Origin of the sequence: Paraburkholderia sp. JPY419 (genome assembly GCF_050435705.1) — a bacterium.
GTDB lineage: Bacteria > Pseudomonadota > Gammaproteobacteria > Burkholderiales > Burkholderiaceae > Paraburkholderia > Paraburkholderia youngii.
Genome location: NZ_JBNDKV010000002.1, coordinates 2,771,408 through 2,787,783 on the forward strand (window position 1 = coordinate 2,771,408; position 16,376 = coordinate 2,787,783).

Sequence of the window (16,376 nt, forward strand, 5' to 3'; positions counted from 1 at the left end):
TCGATGAGCTCTTCAGGCGTACCCGGATTGCTGTACACGGCGGCGGCGATTGCTGCCGTCGCGACGTTGGCCGCGCGCGGCGCGCGAGAACCCGAGCCGCATCCCGAACCTCGCGGGAGCGGCCTGCGACACCGCGAGCGTCGAGCCTCCGTGACGTTGCCGGCGCGTGTGCACACGAGAAAACCCACTGACGAGGTCCAGGCACACGTCGAAGCGGCCCGCACCTTCAACCATAGCTCCGCGCTGCTCGCGCTGTCGGTGCTCGCCGACAGCGCGATGGAGCACTACCGCGGCTCGTTCGAGAATCCCGCGATGTTCGCGCCGCTCGTCAGTGCGAGCCTATCGCTCGCCGCGGGGCTGCATGGCGGCGCTGATCGTCGCGGCCAAACGCATCGCGCACGCCATGCGATCTATCTGGGCGCGGCGGCGACCGGCATCGCCGGCACGGGGTTCCATGTCTACAACGTGATGAAGCGCCCGGGCGGCTGGAGCTGGAACAACCTGTTTCACGCGGCGCCGCTCGGCGCGCCGATTGCGATGCTGCTGTCGGGCGCGTTCGGTGCCGTCGCCGAACGGCTGCGCGACCAGCCCGCCGCCGACCCGCGACTGCTCGGCATGCCGGCCGGCCAGGCGCTCGGTCTGCTGGTCGCGGCCGGTCTCGTCGGCACCGTGGGCGAGGCCGCTCTGCTGCATTTTCGCGGCGCGTTCCAGCATCGGGCGATGTACGCGCCGGTCAGCATTCCGCCCGTCACCGCGGCGCTGCTCGCGCATGCCGCGCTGGCCGCTCCGCGCGAGCGCTGGTACACGCGGCTGTGGTTGCGCATCACGGCCGCGCTGGGCTTTATCGGCGCGGGATTTCACGCACGCGGGATCGCGCGTCGCCAGGGCGGCTGGCGCAACTGGAGCCAGAACCTGTTCGACGGGCCGCCACTGCCCGCGCCGCCGAGCTTTTCCGCGCTGGCGCTCGCCGGGCTCGCCGCGCTGCGTCTGCGGGAGACTGAAAAATGACCCACCAACCACGCTCGACCCGAGCCACCCGCTATCCCGGTTACGACGTGCTCGACAAACGCGCGACGCCGTCGTGGGACGCTCACACCCGCGCGGTGATCGCCGAACGCCTCGCGACACCGCTCGAGCCGCGCTTTTTCAGCGCCGTCGAATGGCTCGCGGTCACGTCGCTGTGCGCGCGCATCGTGCCGCAAGCGAACGCGCAACCGGTGGTGCCGCTCGCCGCGCTGCTCGACGCGCGCCTCGCCGGCAACAGCAACGACGGCTACCGCGACGCCCGTTTGCCGCCGATGCGCGACGCCTGGCGCATCGGCCTCGCCGCGCTCGATGCCGAATCCCGCGAGCGCGGCGGCCTGCCGTTCGCGAGCCTCGCGCAGGACGCGCAGATCGCGCTGCTCGGCGACATGCAGCGCGGCGAACTGACGAACCCCGCGTGGCGCGGCATGCCGTCGAAGCTGTTTTTCAGCGAGCGGGTGCTGCACGACATCTGCGGGCTCTACTACTCGCACCCGCATGCGTGGAGCGAGATCGGTTTCGGCGGCCCGGCGAATCCGCGCGGCTACGTGCGGATGTACGTGAACCGGCGCGATCCGTGGGAGGCGGTCGAAGCGACGCCCGACACGCACGAGCAGGCCACGAGGGAGAACCGCCGTGTCCGATGACGCGCAGCAACGGCCGCGCGGCAAGGACGGCCGCGCCCCCGACGTGTTCCAGCGCGGCGGCTGGGTGCCGATGCGCACGTACTCCGACGGCGAAGAGGTCGATTTCGCGATCGTCGGCACCGGCGCCGGCGGTGGCACGCTCGCGTGCCGGCTCGCGGAGAAAGGCTTCAGGGTCGTCGCGTTCGACGCCGGCGCGTGGTGGCGTCCGCTCGAAGAGTTCGCGTCGGACGAGGCGCATCAGGAAAAGCTGTTCTGGACCGACGAGCGCATCTGCGACGGCGACAATCCGCTGAAGCTCGGCCACAACAACAGCGGCAAGGCGGTCGGCGGCAGCACGGTCCATTTCGCGATGGTGTCGCTGCGTTTTCGGCCCGAGTGGTTCAAGTCGCGCAGCGTGCTCGGCTATGGCGCCGACTGGCCGCTCGACTGGCGCGAGATGTGGCGCTACTACGGCGAGGTCGAGGACGCGCTGAAAATCTCCGGACCGGTCAACTATCCGTGGGGTCCTAAGCGGCCGCGCTATCCGTATCGCGCGCATGAGCTGAACGCGGCGGCGCTGGTGCTCGCGCGCGGCGCCGAGGCGCTCGGCATCGGCTGGTGCCCGACGCCGCTCGCCACCATCTCCGCGCCGCGCGGCCGCGCGCATCCGTGCGTGTACCGCGGCTTTTGCGTGTCCGGCTGCGCGACCAACGCGAAGCAAAGCGCGCTCGTTACGTGGATTCCGCGTGCGCTGCGTGCCGGCGCCGAAGTGCGTGATCTGGCGATGGTCGGCCGCGTCGTCACCAACGACGCGGGGCTCGCCACCGGCGTCGAATATCTGCGCGAAGGGCATTGGCGATTCCAGCGCGCGAAGCACGTGGTGGTGGCCGGCTACGCGATCGAAACGCCGCGCCTGTTGCTGATGTCGGCCAACAGCCGCTTTCCAGATGGACTCGCGAACAGCTCGGGACTCGTCGGCAAAAACCTGATGGCGCAGTCGAATCAGGCCGTCTACGGCACCTTCGACGAAGACATCCGCTGGTACAAGGGCCCGCCGTCGCTCGCGCTCACCGAGCACTGGAACTACGAAGACAAGGGCAAGGACTTTTTCGGCGGCTACTGCTACATGAGCCAGGGGCCGCTGCCGAACGGCTGGGTCGCGGTGCAGAACGGCCGTGGCTTGTGGGGTGACGCGCTCGGCGCGGAGATGCTCAAGTACAACCACCAGGCGGGGCTGAAGATCGTCGGCGAGATGCTGCCGCAGCAGCGCAACCGCGTGACGCTTGCAGACGAAAAGGACCAGTACGGGTTGCCGATCGCGCGCGTCACCTATTCATGGTGCGACAACGACAAGCGGCTCATCGCGCATTCGCTAGACTTCATGGAGCAGGCGCTCGCAGCCGCGGGGGGCAACGAGATCTGGCGCGAGACCGACGACACCTGCCATCTGAACGGCACCGCCCGCATGGGCGACGATCCGGCGACGAGCGTCGTCGATGCGGACTGCCGCAGCTGGGACATCCGCAACCTGTGGGTGTGCGACGGCTCGGTGTTTCCGACCGTCGGCGGCGTGAATCCGTCGTTGACGATCCAGGCGATCGCGTGCCGCACGGCCGACCGTATTGCCGCGCTGGCCGCGCGCGGTGAGCTCTAGGTTTCGCATCGTTCGCCGGATGGAGGCTTGTATGAAGCGCACCTGGACGATCATCGGGGTCGATGACGTGGCTCGCAGCTTCGGCTGGTATCAGCAGCTGTTCGGTCAGCCGCCGACGTCGCCCGCTCACGACGACTTCGGACAGATCCGCGACACGGACGGCACCGTGTTGCTGTGTCTGCATCAGTGGGGCGCGCATGAGCACCCAACGTTGACGAGCCGCGACAATGGCCTACCCGGCAACGGCCTGCTGCTGTTTTTCCGGGTCGATGATTTCGATTCGTGCGTCGCGCGGGCCCGATCGCTGGTCGATCGTCTCGAACAAGAGCCGCGCATCAATTCGCACACGGGCACGCTGGAATTCGCGCTGCGCGATCCGGACGGGTACTACGTGATGGTCAGCGCGCTGTCCGAGGTGTGAGGCTTTGTCGCCAGTCACACCTACCGCGCACAACATGCTCTGCGAGCATCGAAGCTTGACGTAGATCATGCTCGCGGCGGGAAAACGGCCTCTTTTTCAATGCGCAACATGCATGGTGCGGCGCAAAATCCATAGAAAGGCCGGGGCTGTGGGTCTCACCATACCTTGAAGGTATGAAAGAGGACGGGAAAAGTATTGGACGGGCCAAATGGGCGAGGGGTATAAAAACATCCAATGAACTCACTTCTCGCCGCAGCCGCCATGACCCAAGCGACCATCGAACGTATCGAAACCCGCCTCGTCGATCTGCCGACGATCCGCCCTCACAAGCTGTCGGTCGCCACGATGTACGGGCAGACGCTGATGCTGGTCAAGGTGTACTGCAGCGACGGCATCGTCGGGATCGGCGAAGGCACCACGATCGCCGGCATGGCCTATGGCCCGGAAAGCCCCGAGGCGATGAAGCTCGCGATCGACGCCTACTTCGGCCCGGCGATGATCGGCAACGACGCGACGCAGATCCAGGCGCTGATGGCGCACCTCGGCAAGCTGGTCAAGGTCAATCACTTCTCGAAGAGCGCGCTCGAAACCGCGCTGCTCGACGCGCAAGGCAAGCGCCTCGGCGTGCCGGTGAGCGACCTGCTCGGCGGACGTCGCCGTGAGCGCCTGCCGGTTGCGTGGACGCTCGCGTCGGGCGATACCGCGAAGGACATCGCCGAAGCCGAGCACATGCTCGACGTGCGTCGCCACAAGGTCTTCAAGCTGAAGATCGGCGCGAAGGAACTGAAGACCGACATCAAACACGTCGCCGACATCAAGAAAGCGGTCGGCGAGCGCGCCGCGGTGCGTGTCGACGTGAACATGGCGTGGAGCGAGACCCAGGCCGCCTGGGCGATTCCGGCGCTGGCCGAAGCGGGCTGCGATCTGGTCGAGCAGCCGGTTGCATCCGCCGCGGCGCTCGCGCGCCTGATGCGGCGCTTCCCGGTCGCGCTGATGGCCGACGAAGTCCTGCAAGGTCCGGACAGCGCGTTCGAAATCGCGAAGAACGGCGGCGCCGATGTGTTCGCGATCAAGATCGAACAGAGCGGCGGCCTGTTCGCCGCGCAGCGCGTGGCCACGATCGCCGATGCCGCCGGCATCGAGCTGTATGGCGGCACGATGCTCGAAGGCGCGTTCAGCACGGTCGCGTCGGCGCATCTGTTCGCGAGCTTCGCGAACCTGCAATGGGGCACCGAACTGTTCGGGCCGTTGCTGATCACCGAAGAAATTCTGACCACGCCGCTTGATTACAGCGACTTCGAACTGACCGTGCCGAATGGCCCGGGTCTCGGCATCGAACTCGACGAGGCGAAGGTCAAGCGATTCACTCGAGACGGGCTGATGAAGGTCACCCGCTAAACCGATTCAGATCCAGAGGAGTCAACGATGCTTTTCCACGTGCGAATGGACGTGAACCTGCCGGTCGACATGCCGGCCGAAGTGGCGAACGAAATCAAGACCCGCGAGAAGGCTTACTCGCAGGAACTCCAGCGTAGCGGCAAGTGGCGTCATATCTGGCGCCTCGTTGGCGAGTACGCGAATTACAGCATCTTCGATGTAGAGAGCAATGCCGAACTTCACGACATCCTGTCCGGTTTGCCTCTGTTCCCGTACATGAAGATTTCGGTGACGCCTCTGTGTCGTCACCCGTCGTCGATTCGGGACGACGACATCTGAGCCCAGGGGCCAGGCGCTGTTTGAAGGCGAGCGCATCCAAAGCCATCTTTTCCCCCTATACCAACTGGAGACAGTCATCGTGAGCGTCAAAGTATTTGAAACCAAAGAAGTGCAGGATCTGCTGAAGGCCGCTTCCAACGTCGATGCCGGTAACGGCAACGCACGTTTCCAGCAGATCGTTTTCCGTCTGCTGGGTGACCTGTTCAAGGCAATCGATGACCTCGACATCACGCCCGACGAAGTCTGGGCCGGCGTCAACTATCTGAACAAGCTCGGCCAGGACGGCGAAGCAGCGCTGCTCGCAGCCGGCCTCGGTCTCGAGAAGTACCTCGACATCCGCATGGACGCCGAGGACAAGAAGATCGGTCTCGAAGGCGGCACGCCGCGCACGATCGAAGGCCCGCTGTATGTGGCCGGCGCGCCGGTGCGCGACGGCGTGTCGAAGATCGACATCAACGCCGACGAAGACGCGGGCCCGCTCGTGATCCGCGGCACGGTCAAGGATCTGGACGGCAAGCCGGTCGCCGGCGCGCTCGTCGAGTGCTGGCACGCGAACTCGAAGGGCTTCTATTCGCACTTCGATCCGACCGGCGCACAGACCGAGTTCAACCTGCGCGGCGCGGTGAAGACCGGTGCCGACGGCAAGTACGAATTCCGCACGCTGATGCCGGTGGGCTATGGCTGCCCGCCGCACGGCGCGACGCAGCAACTGCTGAACGTGCTGGGCCGTCACGGCAACCGTCCGGCGCACGTGCACTTCTTCGTCAGCAGCGACGGTCATCGCAAGCTGACTACGCAGTTCAACATCGAAGGCGATCCGCTGATTTGGGACGACTTCGCGTATGCAACGCGCGAAGAGCTGATTCCGCCGGTCGTCGAGAAAACCGGTGGCTCGGCGCTGGGCCTGAAGGCCGATGCGTACAAGGACATCGAGTTCAACTTCACGATCACGCCGCTGGTTCAGGGTAAGGACAACCAGCTCGTCTATCGTCTGCGCGCTTCGGCCGAAGCGTGATCGCACGAGGCGGCGCCGTGGCGACACGGCCGCCGCCTTTTGTTGCCAACGGCCGGCAGTCCTGTCGGCCGGACCAATCCCCTGAAGCGTCGAGGAGTCGACGGTGTCGAGCAAACTTCGTGAGCAGGCAGCGCACGATGTCGCGTCCGTGCTGCCCGAGCGGGCCCACGATCTGGCGCGCCTGCTGATTCTGATCGACGACAGTGAACCGGTCGTCACCGTCGTCGGCAAATACAACCACGGCAAGAGCAGCCTGCTCAACGAGCTGTTGGGCCGCGATGCGTTCGCGGTGTCCGACCGGCGCGAAACGGTGCGCCTGTCCGACAGAGTGCACCAGGGCGTGCGCTGGCTCGACGCGCCGGGACTCGACGCCGACGTCGGCAGCGAAGACGACCGCGAAGCGTTGCGCGCCGCGTGGCTGAAGTCAGACATTCGCCTGTTCGTGCACGCCGCGAAAGAGGGCGAGCTCGATGCGAAGGAACTGACGCTGCTGACCGAGCTCGACGCCGATCGCGTCAGGACCGGGCGGCAGACGCTGTTCGTGCTGTCACAAGTCGACCAGCTCCCCGACGACGCCGCGTTGCGGAACATCGGCGCAGCGATCGACCGGCAGATGCCCGGCATCGCGCTGAACGCGGTGTCGTCGATGCGACATCGCAAGGGGCTCGACGGCGGCAAGAAACTGCTGCTTGAAAAGAGCGGCATCCCCGCGCTGCATGCCGCGTTGCGCGCGGAACTCGCGCGTGTGCCGGATGCGCGCGCTCACGAAACCACGCTGCTGATTGGCGAAATCCGCGACGAACTGCAACGGCTGCGCGCGGCACGGCTGACGTCGATGGAGATTCTGCGCACCACGCAGCAGCAACAAAAGCAGGCCTTCGATCGGAGCCTCGCGGCCGTCATCGACAAAGTCAGCGGGGACATCGGCGCGATGTTGAATGCGCTCGGCACCGATCACGCGATCGTGCCCGATACCGCGAAGGACGCCTACGCGATCACCGCGGGCAAACTGGAGCGCGCGCACATCCAGATCGCGTACTCGCGCGCGTGCATCGAGATCGATGCGATGCTGGCCGGGCACGGTGTCATCGGTCTGCCGGCGGAGCAGCACACCGCGGCGAAAAGCCTGAACTCGGTGATGATCGCGGTGATGGGCGTGTCGGTGAAGTTTCGCAAGGATCTGCGCCGCATGTTCTGCGAAGCGACGGGACGCGAACGCATGCAGCGCGAATTCACGCACTACTACGAGTTGTCCGCCGACCGCAAGGCGCTGGCCGCGCAGATCGCCGATACGCAAGCAGCGCTCGTCGCATCGGACGACGCGACGGCCGCGATGCGGATACTGGAGGCGCGCGCATGAAAGCCGACGCGAGCCACGAGCAACGATTCATCGCCGAGGTCGATGCATTCGACTTCATCGCCGAGGATACCGACGCGCTGCTGCATGCGCTGAACGACTGGCTCGCGAAGCTGGACGCCGATCTGCGGACCGGCTGTTTGAAGTGCGACGGCTTGCACCCAAACAGCGCACTGGCCCTTCAGGCCGACACGATCAGCACGCTGCTGCGTGACAGCGTGCAAGCATCGATGCAACAGTGGTCGAGCCTCGAAGCAGTCCGAAACCTCGCCGATCATTTCGACGATCAGGCACTGCTGCTCGTGTTCGGCAAGTTCAACGCGGGCAAGAGCTCGTTCTGCAATTTCCTCGCCGAGCGCTTCGCCGCGCACGAGCGCAGCGTGCAGTATTTCCATGTGGATGCGGGCCGCGTCGTCGAGACATCGGAGCCCTTTACCGAAGGCGCGACCGAAACGACTTCGCGGCTGCAGGGCGTGCGTCTCGGCGCAAAGCTGGTGCTGCTCGACACGCCGGGATTGCATTCGGTGACGCCGGAAAACGCTGCGCTAACGCAGCGCTTCACCGATAGCGCCGACGGTGTGTTGTGGCTGACCAGCTCCACCTCGCCCGGCCAGGTGCAGGAGCTCGACGAGCTCGGCCGCGAATTGCATCGGAACAAGCCGCTGCTGCCGGTCGTGACTCGTAGCGACGAGTACGAGGAAGACGAAGTCGACGGCGAACTCGTCAAGTGTCTGCGCAACAAGAGCGCGTCGCGTCGCGCGCTGCAGGAGCACGACCTCAGCGTGCGCGCGGAACACAAGCTCGTCGCGATGGGCGTCGACAAGGCGCTGCTGAAACCGCCGGTGTCGGTCTCAGCGTATGTGGCGCGCGAGGCGGGGCAGACGGCGGCGGCCATGAGTGACGCGGGCTTCGAGCGGCTGTACGCCGCGTTGCTCGACATCGTCGGACCGGCGCTCGCGTATAAACGGCGCAAGCGGGCCGAGGTGCTGCTGCATCATCTGGAAGAGAATGTGCTCGGCAACCTGCGAAGCGATGTGCTGCCGTTGCTTGCCGAACTTGGCGAGTCGTCGCAGGCGGCGCTCGAGCAGCTCGAGCAACAGCAGGAGCGGCTTGCCAACGCGGTGTGGCGCGGCATCGTGCCGACGCTGCCCGCGTTGCTCGATGCGCATGCGGCGACGCGTGACGTGATCGGGCTGTGCAATGCGCTGTCGCAATCGATATTCGAGCTGTATCGGCGCGAGGCAGACAGGCTGCTGGGCGATTATTTGATCGAGCCCGACGCTTCGCTCGCACGCATCGAGCTGGCTGACGATGCCGGTTTCGACGATATCGTCGTCGAGCGTACTGGTGCAGATGGACTGGTTCGCGAAGTTGCGGGCGTCGACTATGGCCGCCTTCACGCGGCGCTCAGCCGCGCGATTCGCGAGTGCGTGCTGAATCTGTCCAACCATGCCGCGCAACGGTGCCGCGCGTCGATAGCTCGATTGACGAAGCTCGCGCGGCGTCTTGAAGCGTCGTTAGCGACGCATGAGGAAGGTTTGCTCGATCTGAAGTCGCAGGTGCGATCGGAATCTGTCTGACGCGCCGTGCAAATGCCCGGCGTCGGCGTGATCGTGAACGACCGCGGTGTCTCACCGTTCTCATCGCGCGGCATCGGATCGGGGCGCTTGACCGCCTCGACGGCGCGTGACTACTTCAACGATTGATCGCCATCGCGCGGCGCATTGAGCATTCGCTCGACATAGCGCGCAATCAGATCGATTTCCAGGTTCACTTTCACGCCATCGCGCAGATGCTTGAGCGCCGTCACCTGCACGGTATGCGGAATCAGATTGATCGAAAACTCGCAGCCGTCGTCGCGATCAGCGACGGAGTTCACGGTCAGGCTCACGCCGTTGACCGTAATCGAACCCTTGTACGCGAGATAGCGGCCGATGTCGCGCGGCGCCAGAATGCGCAGCTCGTGCGATTCGCCGACCGGCGCGAAACGCGTGACGGTACCGAGCCCGTCGACGTGTCCGGACACGATATGTCCGCCGAGCCGGTCATGCGCGCGCAGCGCTTTCTCGAGATTGACCTCGCCGGTTTCGCCGAGACCGGCCGTGCGGTTCAGGCTTTCGCGCGATACGTCGACTTCGAACGAATGAGCGGTCTTCGCGACCACCGTCATGCAGGCGCCCTGGATCGTGATGCTGTCGCCGAGCTGCACGTCGGCGAGGTCGAGGCCGCCGGCTTCGACGTTCAGCCGTACGCCCGCGTCGCCGCCCGCGCCGAGCGGCTTGACTGATTCGATGCGGCCCACTGCCGCGACGATTCCTGTAAACATCGTGCTAATCCTTGATCATTTCGAAACGGTGGGGGACACGGCTTCGGTCCCGGGTACGGCCGCCTGCGCGAAGCGCGCGAGAATCCGCAGATCGTCGCCGATCCGCTCGACCGTGTGGAAATTGAGCTTCACACGGTCTTCGAGCAGGTCGGGCGCGTCCAGATTGAACATGCTCATCGAGTCCACGCCGAGCAGGCTCGGCGCCAGATAGACGAGCAGTTCATCGACGCAGCCTTCGCGCAGCAGCGAGCCGTTCAGCTTGTAGCCGGCTTCGACGTGCAATTCGTTCACGTTGCGCTCGCCGAGCACGCTCAGCATGCGCGGCAGATCCACTTTGCCGAACGCGTTCGGCAGCGGTACGATCTCGGCGCCGCGCTCGCGCAGCGCAACCGCGCGTTCTTCGAGACGCGCATCGAGCTCGCCGCAGAAGATCAGCGTCGGCGCGCCAGCCAGGATCTGCGCGTCGAGCGGCACGTCGAGCTGGCTGTCGATCAGCACGCGGCGCGGCTGGCGCGGCGTATCGACCGCCCGCACGGTCATGCGCGGATTGTCTTCGCGCACGGTGCCGATGCCCGTCAGGATTGCCGACGCGCGCGCGCGCCACGCATGACCGTCGGCGCGCGCGGCCGCGCTCGTGATCCACTGGCTCTCACCCGAAGGCAAGCCGGTGCGGCCATCGAGCGATGCCGCCACCTTCATGCGCACCCACGGACGGCCGCGCGTCATGCGCGACACGAAGCCGATGTTCAGCTCGCGCGCTTCGTTTGCGAGCAGTCCGCAGCGCACTTCGATACCGGCTTCGCGCAGCATCGCGAGACCGCGGCCGGACACCTGTGGATTGGGATCTTCCATCGCCGCGATCACGCGGCCGATCTGTGCTTCGATCAGCGCGTTCGCGCACGGCGGCGTGCGGCCGAAATGGCTACACGGTTCGAGCGTCACGTAGGCGGTCGCGCCGCGCAGGTCGTGGCCGCGCGAGCGCGCGTCCTTCAGCGCGCGAATCTCGGCGTGATCCTGGCCGGCCGGCTGCGTGTAGCCTTCGCCGATCACCTCGCCGTTTCTGACGAGCACGCAACCGACCCGCGGATTCGGGTCGGTCGTGTACATGCCGCGCTTCGCGAGCGCGAGCGCGCGTTCCATATGGACGAAATCGGTTTGCGAGAACATCGGTGTCCGTTGTGGTGCGGTGTCTGGGTCGTGCGGGTTGCGGCTTTTGCTTGAAGTCCGGGTTCAGCCCTTCAACGCTGCGAACGCGCCGCGCGCGGCGTCGATCGTCGCGTCGATCACTGCGTCGTCGTGCGCGCTCGACACGAAGCCCGCCTCATACGCGGACGGCGCGAAGTACACGCCCGCGTCGAGCATCTTGTGGAAGAACGCGTTGAAGCGCGGCACGTCGCTCTTCGTGACGTCGGCGAAGCTCGTCGGGATCGATTCGCGGAAGTAGATGCCGAACATGCCGCCGAGCGCATCGGCGGCGAACGGCACGTTTGCTTCGCGGGCGACCTGCGCGAGCCCTTGCGCGAGACGCGTGGTGCGTGCGGCGAGCGTGTCGTAGAAGCCGGGCGCCTGGATCAGCTGCAGCGTCTTCAGGCCGGCGGCGACCGCGATCGGATTGCCCGACAGCGTGCCCGCCTGATAGACGCCGCCGAGCGGCGCGAGGTGAGCCATGATGTCGCGCCGTCCGCCGAACGCCGCCGCCGGCATGCCGCCGCCGATCACCTTGCCGAGGCACGTAAGGTCCGGCGTGATGCCGTAGAGCTGCTGCGCGCCGCCGAGCGCAACGCGGAAGCCGCACATCACTTCGTCGAAGATCAGCACCGAGCCGTACTCGGTGCACAGGCGCCGCAGCGCCTGCAGGAATTCGGGGGTCGCGCGCACGAGGTTCATATTGCCCGCAACCGGCTCGACGATCACCGAGGCGATCTCGTTGCCGAACGCCTTGAACGCTTCTTCGAGCTCGGCGACGTTGTTGTATTCGAGCACGGTGGTGTGCTTCGCGATATCGACCGGCACGCCCGCCGAGGTCGGATTGCCGAAGGTCAGGAGGCCCGAGCCAGCCTTGACGAGCAGGCTGTCCGCATGGCCGTGATAGCAGCCTTCGAACTTGACGATGCGGCTGCGGTTCGTGAAGCCGCGCGCGAGACGCAGCGCGCTCATCGTCGCCTCGGTGCCGCTCGACACCATGCGTACCTGTTCGATCGACGGCACCAGCTTGCAGATTTCCTCGGCGATCTGGACTTCCGACTCGGTCGGTGCGCCGAACGAGAAGCCATTCACGAGCACGCGCTGCACGGCTTCGAGCACTTCGGGATGAACGTGGCCGAGGATCATGGGACCCCACGAGCCGATGTAGTCGGTATAGCGCTGGCCGTCCGCGTCCCAGAAGTACGGGCCTTGCGCGCGCTCGATGAAGCGCGGCGTGCCGCCGACGGAACGGAAAGCGCGCACCGGCGAATTCACGCCGCCGGGGATCGTGCGTTGCGCGCGTTCGAAGAGGGTTTCGTTTCTGGACATGGCGATGGCTGGAATAGGGAGCAAGGGTTGCGCAGCGGCGCAAAGGGCCTCGGACGATTCCCGCGGACACTTCGCGCGATGCTGGGATGGATCGAGAAATTGTACCGGACTCGGCGCCGGCGGGCTGTGCGCGCGGGCGGCCGCGGCGGCGGGAATTTCAGGCCTGGCTGCCCGGTGCGGGCAGCGCCGGCGGCTTGCGCTTGCCGGTCAATTCGGCCCAGCGCTTCTCCAGCGCGCCTTCGGCGATCGGCTTGATGATCGTGCCCGAGCTTTGCGCATCCCACGTCTGCACCGAGAACGGATGCACACGCAGCTGATCGCGCGGGATGACCGGCGCGTGATGCGCATCGACGAGCCAGTCGTAGACGAAGTCGATGCACAGCCGGTAGCCGCGTTTGGTCGACCCGTCGGGGACTTCGTACGGCGCGCGCGTCACGTAGCCCGAACCGAAGATGCCCTTCGGCTCCTGCGCGACGCGATGCAGGAACACGCGATCGCCTGGCAGGATGCCGCGCGCGAAGCCGCAGCCCCATGCGTCGGTCACCGCTTCGCCGGCCGCCACGCGTTTGGCGATGTCGGGCAGTTCGGGCCACGGCCATTTTTTGGGGCTCCAGATCAGCAGAAAGGCGGTCATCGCGGGTTCGAACGGGATCGGGGAAGGGGTGCGCATGCAGGCGGCAGCTTAACCGATCGACGGTGTTTGCGCCGCGCGGCGCTGCCTCGCGCACAGTCAACGGGTTAACCGTCGCGTACAATCGAGCCGGTCGGCTGATGGCCGTTCCCGCTTCACCCGTTCCGCTGCCGATGCCGGCGCGGCGTTCCATCCGGATTTCCCATGTCTCACGTCGTCAAACGCCGGCCCGATGGCCGGCTGATTTTGTTGCTCGGCGCGCTGGCCGCGTGCGGGCCGATTTCCATCGACATGTATCTGCCGAGCCTGCCGACCATCGCGCAGGCCTTCGCGGTCAGCACGGGCGCCGCGCAATCGACGTTGACCAGCTTCATGTTCGGCTTCTCGATCGGCATGCTGCTGTACGGTCCGCTGTCCGATACGTACGGCCGCCGGCCGATCCTGCTCGGCGGCATCATCATGTATGCGCTCGCGAGCATCGCCTGCGCGCTATCGATCTCGATCGGCTCGCTGGTCGGCTTTCGCTTCGTGCAGGCGTTGGGCGCGGGGGCGGCGTCGGTGCTGGCTCGCGCGATCGCGCGCGACGCGCACGAGCCCGGCGATGCGGCGCGCGTACTGTCGATGATCGCGATCGTCACGGCGATCGGTCCGCTGCTCGCGCCGCTGATCGGCGGACAGGTGCTGCTGCTGGGCGGCTGGCGCGCCGTATTCGTCGCGCTGACGCTGTTCGGGGCCGTGTGCGCGGTGACCGCATTCCTGAAGGTGCCGGAGACGTGGCCGCGCGAGATGCGCGCGCAGTCGGCGCTGCTGAAGTCGTTCGGCGCGTATGGCACGCTACTGCGCGACCCGGTCGCGTGGGGACATATGTTGTGTGGCGGCATGGCGTTCGCGTCGATGTTCGCGTACATCACGGCGACGCCGTTCGTCTACATCGAGTATTTCCACGTGTCCGCACAGCACTATGGCTTCCTGTTCGCGCTGAATATCGTCGGCATCATGTTCGGCAATTACCTGAATACGCGGTTCGTCGGCCGGCTCGGGCCGGTGCCGATCATCTCGTTTGCGGCGAGCGTGAGCTTCGTCGCGTCGCTGTTCGTGTCCGTCGTGTCGCTGACGGGGTGGGGCGGCTTGTGGTCGATCGTGTTTGGCCTCTTCTTCGTCGTCAGCGTGGTGGGCGTGTTGTCCGCCAACTGCACGACCGATCTGATGCATCGCTATCCGGTCAACGCAGGTGCCGCGGCGGCCGTGTTCGGCGCGGTGCAGCTCGCGCTGGGCGCGTTGTCGAGCCTCGCGGTCGGACTGTGGCAGGACGGCACGCCGAAGGGCATGGGCATCGTGGTCGGCGTGGCGGGCTGCCTGTGCTTTGTCGGACGCAGGCTCGTGATGCGCTGGAACGGGACGAAGTCGCCGGTTGCGGCTGTGTAGCGTGTGCTGTTTGAGTATTGAGGTCGAGCACTGCGCGGGCGCTGTGAAAACGGCGTGAAAGCCATATGACGCTCGAGCTACACGGGCCGTCGGTATCGACCGACGCGTGAGTTCACCGGGCGCGTCTCCGGAAAACACCTGGTGTTGCGCGCGCACCACCGTGCGTCGCGGTTTGCATTGCTATGATGAAGTCACTGTTCCTCGGAGCGGCAATCATGGCGATCAAAGACCTGATAAACGGCGAACGGCAATTTGCCGCATTCGCCGAAGCGCAACGGCTGGCCGACAGCGGCGCTTACTACGATTACACCGACATCGAATATGTGTTGCGCTTTGATCACGGGTTGACGGATGTATCGGCTCTGCTCGATAGCCAGCTTATGCATCGCGATCTGAATCGCCGTTGTGCGGATGCGCGCGAGAAGCTCGAGATCGCGGATGCGTGATGCGCGGTGTGCCGGTTTGCGCTGAATCGAGCAAGGCGATGAACCGCTCCGGGAATTTCACTTCTGGAATGGTTGATGACCGATAGCACGCACGCCCCACGTTTGCCTCACACCGAGAATCCCGCCGCGCTGGCGAAACCCGGCGGTCACTACAGTCATGTGGTGATCGCGAATGGCTTCGTGTTCGTGTCCGGGCAATTGCCGATCAATGCGCAAGGCGACAAACTCGCCGATGCGTCATTCGACGCGCAAGCCGAACAGGTTCTGGCCAATGTGAAGGCGGCGCTCGAAAGCGTCGGCAGCAGCGTCGCGCAATTGGTGCAGGTGCGCGTGTATGTCGTCGATCTCGAACATTGGGCGAGCTTCAATCAGATCTACGCGCGCTGGGCCGGTGAGGCGAAACCGGCGCGCGCGGTCGTGCCGGTGCCGCAGTTGCACTATGGGTTCAAGATCGAGGTTGAGGCGGTGGGGGTGGTTTAGTTCGGGGTGGTGCAAGCGAATACCTGAAGCTCCGCAGGCTTTTCTCATTTTCACGATCGAGCATCAACCGGCGATGCCTTGGCGCGGCCCTTGCCGACGGGCTCTTGCGCATACTGTATCGAACAGGGTTGAGGCGGCTTATCGCGCACCGATTCGGTGGAACAGCGCCGCCCGACGATGCAAGCGTGGGCCGCGCATGTTTGCGGCATAGAGGATTAATTCACAAGTGCGGCCCATAGCACTTGCGCTGTGCCTTATAAGCTCGCACAGAAGAGCCGACTCGCGAGGATGCCTTGTGCATTCGAGCGAGGCTCTATCGATATTCATCGATCTCAACCGTGCCGCCCATGGCTTCCATCATGGTGCGAATATCGTCGGGCACATCCGGCACGCGGTCGCCGCTCTCGTTGTCCCAATAACAGAAGAAACGCATCTGTGCGCCAGTGCGCATGAGCAATTCGGGCAGGTCTGATCGGGGCAATGCCAAGCGTTCGACAAGATAGCGAAGGTGAGGCGCAAGCAGATTACTCTGAACATGCTCCTTGCTATCCACACTCCATACACCAATTCGAGCGGGGTACTTGCTAGTGCGCCCAGATGGTGTAGTGCGGAATTGTCCCCGAACGCTCTGCATGTCCGGTTCAACGCCAAAATAGTTTGTCCAGAATTCGGGCCGCTCCACGTCCTGATAGATAGTGAAAGAAGCATGTGCAAGTTGATGGGTCGTTACCATAACGTTCCT

17 protein-coding genes are annotated in these 16,376 nt (G+C 65.3%); 12 read left to right on the forward strand and 5 right to left on the reverse strand.

Annotation, left to right across the window (positions count from 1 at the left end):
- The first annotated feature begins 3 nt into the window (after positions 1 to 3).
- From QFZ91_RS18925 to QFZ91_RS18965, 9 genes are all read left to right on the forward strand, one after another.
- Entirely contained in the window at positions 4 to 1,008 is a 1,005-nt protein-coding gene (locus QFZ91_RS18925) for a hypothetical protein (RefSeq protein ID WP_429568062.1), read from the forward strand.
- On the forward strand, positions 1,005 to 1,670 hold the full coding sequence (locus QFZ91_RS18930) for a gluconate 2-dehydrogenase subunit 3 family protein (protein WP_429568063.1): 666 nt from the start codon (positions 1,005 to 1,007) through the stop codon (positions 1,668 to 1,670). Before QFZ91_RS18925 ends, QFZ91_RS18930 begins: the two co-directional genes overlap by 4 nt.
- Positions 1,660 to 3,303, forward strand: a complete 1,644-nt coding sequence (locus QFZ91_RS18935) for a GMC family oxidoreductase (RefSeq protein WP_429568064.1) — start codon at positions 1,660 to 1,662, stop codon at positions 3,301 to 3,303. The genes QFZ91_RS18930 and QFZ91_RS18935 overlap by 11 nt, the downstream gene beginning before the upstream one ends.
- Positions 3,304 to 3,334: 31 nt before the next feature.
- Positions 3,335 to 3,724 carry a VOC family protein gene (locus tag QFZ91_RS18940; protein WP_429568065.1) on the forward strand — a complete coding sequence of 130 codons (390 nt, stop codon included), beginning with the start codon at positions 3,335 to 3,337 and terminating at the stop codon, positions 3,722 to 3,724.
- Between the two features lie 261 nt (positions 3,725 to 3,985).
- The gene (locus QFZ91_RS18945; RefSeq protein WP_429568066.1) at positions 3,986 to 5,122 is read left to right on the forward strand and encodes a muconate/chloromuconate family cycloisomerase; all 1,137 of its coding nucleotides are present in this window, start codon (positions 3,986 to 3,988) and stop codon (positions 5,120 to 5,122) included.
- Positions 5,123 to 5,149: 27 nt separating this feature from the next.
- Positions 5,150 to 5,440: a muconolactone Delta-isomerase gene (gene catC, locus QFZ91_RS18950; RefSeq protein ID WP_013090220.1), complete on the forward strand. Its 291-nt coding sequence runs from the start codon at positions 5,150 to 5,152 to the stop codon at positions 5,438 to 5,440.
- 79 nt (positions 5,441 to 5,519) lie between these two features.
- Complete coding sequence (catA, locus tag QFZ91_RS18955; RefSeq protein ID WP_368715688.1) at positions 5,520 to 6,455, forward strand: catechol 1,2-dioxygenase; 936 nt, start codon at positions 5,520 to 5,522, stop codon at positions 6,453 to 6,455.
- Between the two features lie 103 nt (positions 6,456 to 6,558).
- Positions 6,559 to 7,815 (forward strand): GTPase, encoded by a 1,257-nt coding sequence (locus QFZ91_RS18960; protein ID WP_429568067.1) that lies wholly within the window; start codon positions 6,559 to 6,561, stop codon positions 7,813 to 7,815.
- Complete coding sequence (locus tag QFZ91_RS18965) at positions 7,812 to 9,392, forward strand: GTPase (protein ID WP_429568068.1); 1,581 nt, start codon at positions 7,812 to 7,814, stop codon at positions 9,390 to 9,392. Before QFZ91_RS18960 ends, QFZ91_RS18965 begins: the two co-directional genes overlap by 4 nt.
- A 110-nt stretch (positions 9,393 to 9,502) precedes the next feature.
- On the opposite strand, the gene QFZ91_RS18970 is transcribed toward QFZ91_RS18965, so the two are convergent.
- The 4 genes from QFZ91_RS18970 to QFZ91_RS18985 form a co-directional block, all read right to left on the reverse strand.
- Positions 9,503 to 10,138 carry a riboflavin synthase gene (locus QFZ91_RS18970; RefSeq protein ID WP_184226352.1) on the reverse strand — a complete coding sequence of 212 codons (636 nt, stop codon included), beginning with the start codon at positions 10,136 to 10,138 and terminating at the stop codon, positions 9,503 to 9,505.
- Positions 10,139 to 10,153: 15 nt separating this feature from the next.
- Positions 10,154 to 11,305, reverse strand: a complete 1,152-nt coding sequence (ribD, locus tag QFZ91_RS18975) for a bifunctional diaminohydroxyphosphoribosylaminopyrimidine deaminase/5-amino-6-(5-phosphoribosylamino)uracil reductase RibD (RefSeq protein WP_429568069.1) — start codon at positions 11,303 to 11,305, stop codon at positions 10,154 to 10,156.
- Between the two features lie 63 nt (positions 11,306 to 11,368).
- Entirely contained in the window at positions 11,369 to 12,652 is a 1,284-nt protein-coding gene (gene hemL / locus QFZ91_RS18980) for a glutamate-1-semialdehyde 2,1-aminomutase (protein WP_429526576.1), read from the reverse strand.
- Positions 12,653 to 12,809: 157 nt separating this feature from the next.
- Positions 12,810 to 13,286: a hypothetical protein gene (locus QFZ91_RS18985; protein WP_176369039.1), complete on the reverse strand. Its 477-nt coding sequence runs from the start codon at positions 13,284 to 13,286 to the stop codon at positions 12,810 to 12,812.
- Between the two features lie 201 nt (positions 13,287 to 13,487).
- Here QFZ91_RS18985 and QFZ91_RS18990 point away from each other — a divergent pair, with 201 nt between their 5' ends.
- From QFZ91_RS18990 to QFZ91_RS19000, 3 genes are all read left to right on the forward strand, one after another.
- Entirely contained in the window at positions 13,488 to 14,708 is a 1,221-nt protein-coding gene (locus QFZ91_RS18990; protein ID WP_429568070.1) for a Bcr/CflA family multidrug efflux MFS transporter, read from the forward strand.
- A gap of 215 nt (positions 14,709 to 14,923) precedes the next feature.
- Positions 14,924 to 15,154 carry a hypothetical protein gene (locus tag QFZ91_RS18995; RefSeq protein ID WP_176105316.1) on the forward strand — a complete coding sequence of 77 codons (231 nt, stop codon included), beginning with the start codon at positions 14,924 to 14,926 and terminating at the stop codon, positions 15,152 to 15,154.
- Between the two features lie 75 nt (positions 15,155 to 15,229).
- Positions 15,230 to 15,634, forward strand: a complete 405-nt coding sequence (locus QFZ91_RS19000) for a RidA family protein (RefSeq protein ID WP_429568071.1) — start codon at positions 15,230 to 15,232, stop codon at positions 15,632 to 15,634.
- Positions 15,635 to 15,947: 313 nt separating this feature from the next.
- Here the strand turns inward: QFZ91_RS19000 and QFZ91_RS19005 are convergent, their stop codons facing one another.
- Positions 15,948 to 16,367 carry a DUF4279 domain-containing protein gene (locus QFZ91_RS19005; protein WP_429568072.1) on the reverse strand — a complete coding sequence of 140 codons (420 nt, stop codon included), beginning with the start codon at positions 16,365 to 16,367 and terminating at the stop codon, positions 15,948 to 15,950.
- Positions 16,368 to 16,376 lie beyond the last annotated feature (9 nt).

Bases quoted from the DNA above. Each gene is read 5' to 3' on its own strand.
- QFZ91_RS19005 (WP_429568072.1), bottom strand. From the start codon at position 16,367: ATGGTAACGACCCATCAACTTGCACATGCTTCTTTCACTATCTATCAG.
- hemL (WP_429526576.1), bottom strand. From the start codon at position 12,652: ATGTCCAGAAACGAAACCCTCTTCGAACGCGCGCAACGCACGATCCCC.
- QFZ91_RS18985 (WP_176369039.1), bottom strand. From the start codon at position 13,286: ATGACCGCCTTTCTGCTGATCTGGAGCCCCAAAAAATGGCCGTGGCCC.
- QFZ91_RS18930 (WP_429568063.1), top strand. From the start codon at position 1,005: ATGACCCACCAACCACGCTCGACCCGAGCCACCCGCTATCCCGGTTAC.
- QFZ91_RS19000 (WP_429568071.1), top strand. From the start codon at position 15,230: ATGACCGATAGCACGCACGCCCCACGTTTGCCTCACACCGAGAATCCC.
- QFZ91_RS18940 (WP_429568065.1), top strand. From the start codon at position 3,335: ATGAAGCGCACCTGGACGATCATCGGGGTCGATGACGTGGCTCGCAGC.
- catC (WP_013090220.1), top strand. From the start codon at position 5,150: ATGCTTTTCCACGTGCGAATGGACGTGAACCTGCCGGTCGACATGCCG.
- QFZ91_RS18925 (WP_429568062.1), top strand. From the start codon at position 4: ATGAGCTCTTCAGGCGTACCCGGATTGCTGTACACGGCGGCGGCGATT.
- ribD (WP_429568069.1), bottom strand. From the start codon at position 11,305: ATGTTCTCGCAAACCGATTTCGTCCATATGGAACGCGCGCTCGCGCTC.
- QFZ91_RS18945 (WP_429568066.1), top strand. From the start codon at position 3,986: ATGACCCAAGCGACCATCGAACGTATCGAAACCCGCCTCGTCGATCTG.
- QFZ91_RS18970 (WP_184226352.1), bottom strand. From the start codon at position 10,138: ATGTTTACAGGAATCGTCGCGGCAGTGGGCCGCATCGAATCAGTCAAG.
- QFZ91_RS18990 (WP_429568070.1), top strand. From the start codon at position 13,488: ATGTCTCACGTCGTCAAACGCCGGCCCGATGGCCGGCTGATTTTGTTG.
- QFZ91_RS18965 (WP_429568068.1), top strand. From the start codon at position 7,812: ATGAAAGCCGACGCGAGCCACGAGCAACGATTCATCGCCGAGGTCGAT.
- QFZ91_RS18995 (WP_176105316.1), top strand. From the start codon at position 14,924: ATGGCGATCAAAGACCTGATAAACGGCGAACGGCAATTTGCCGCATTC.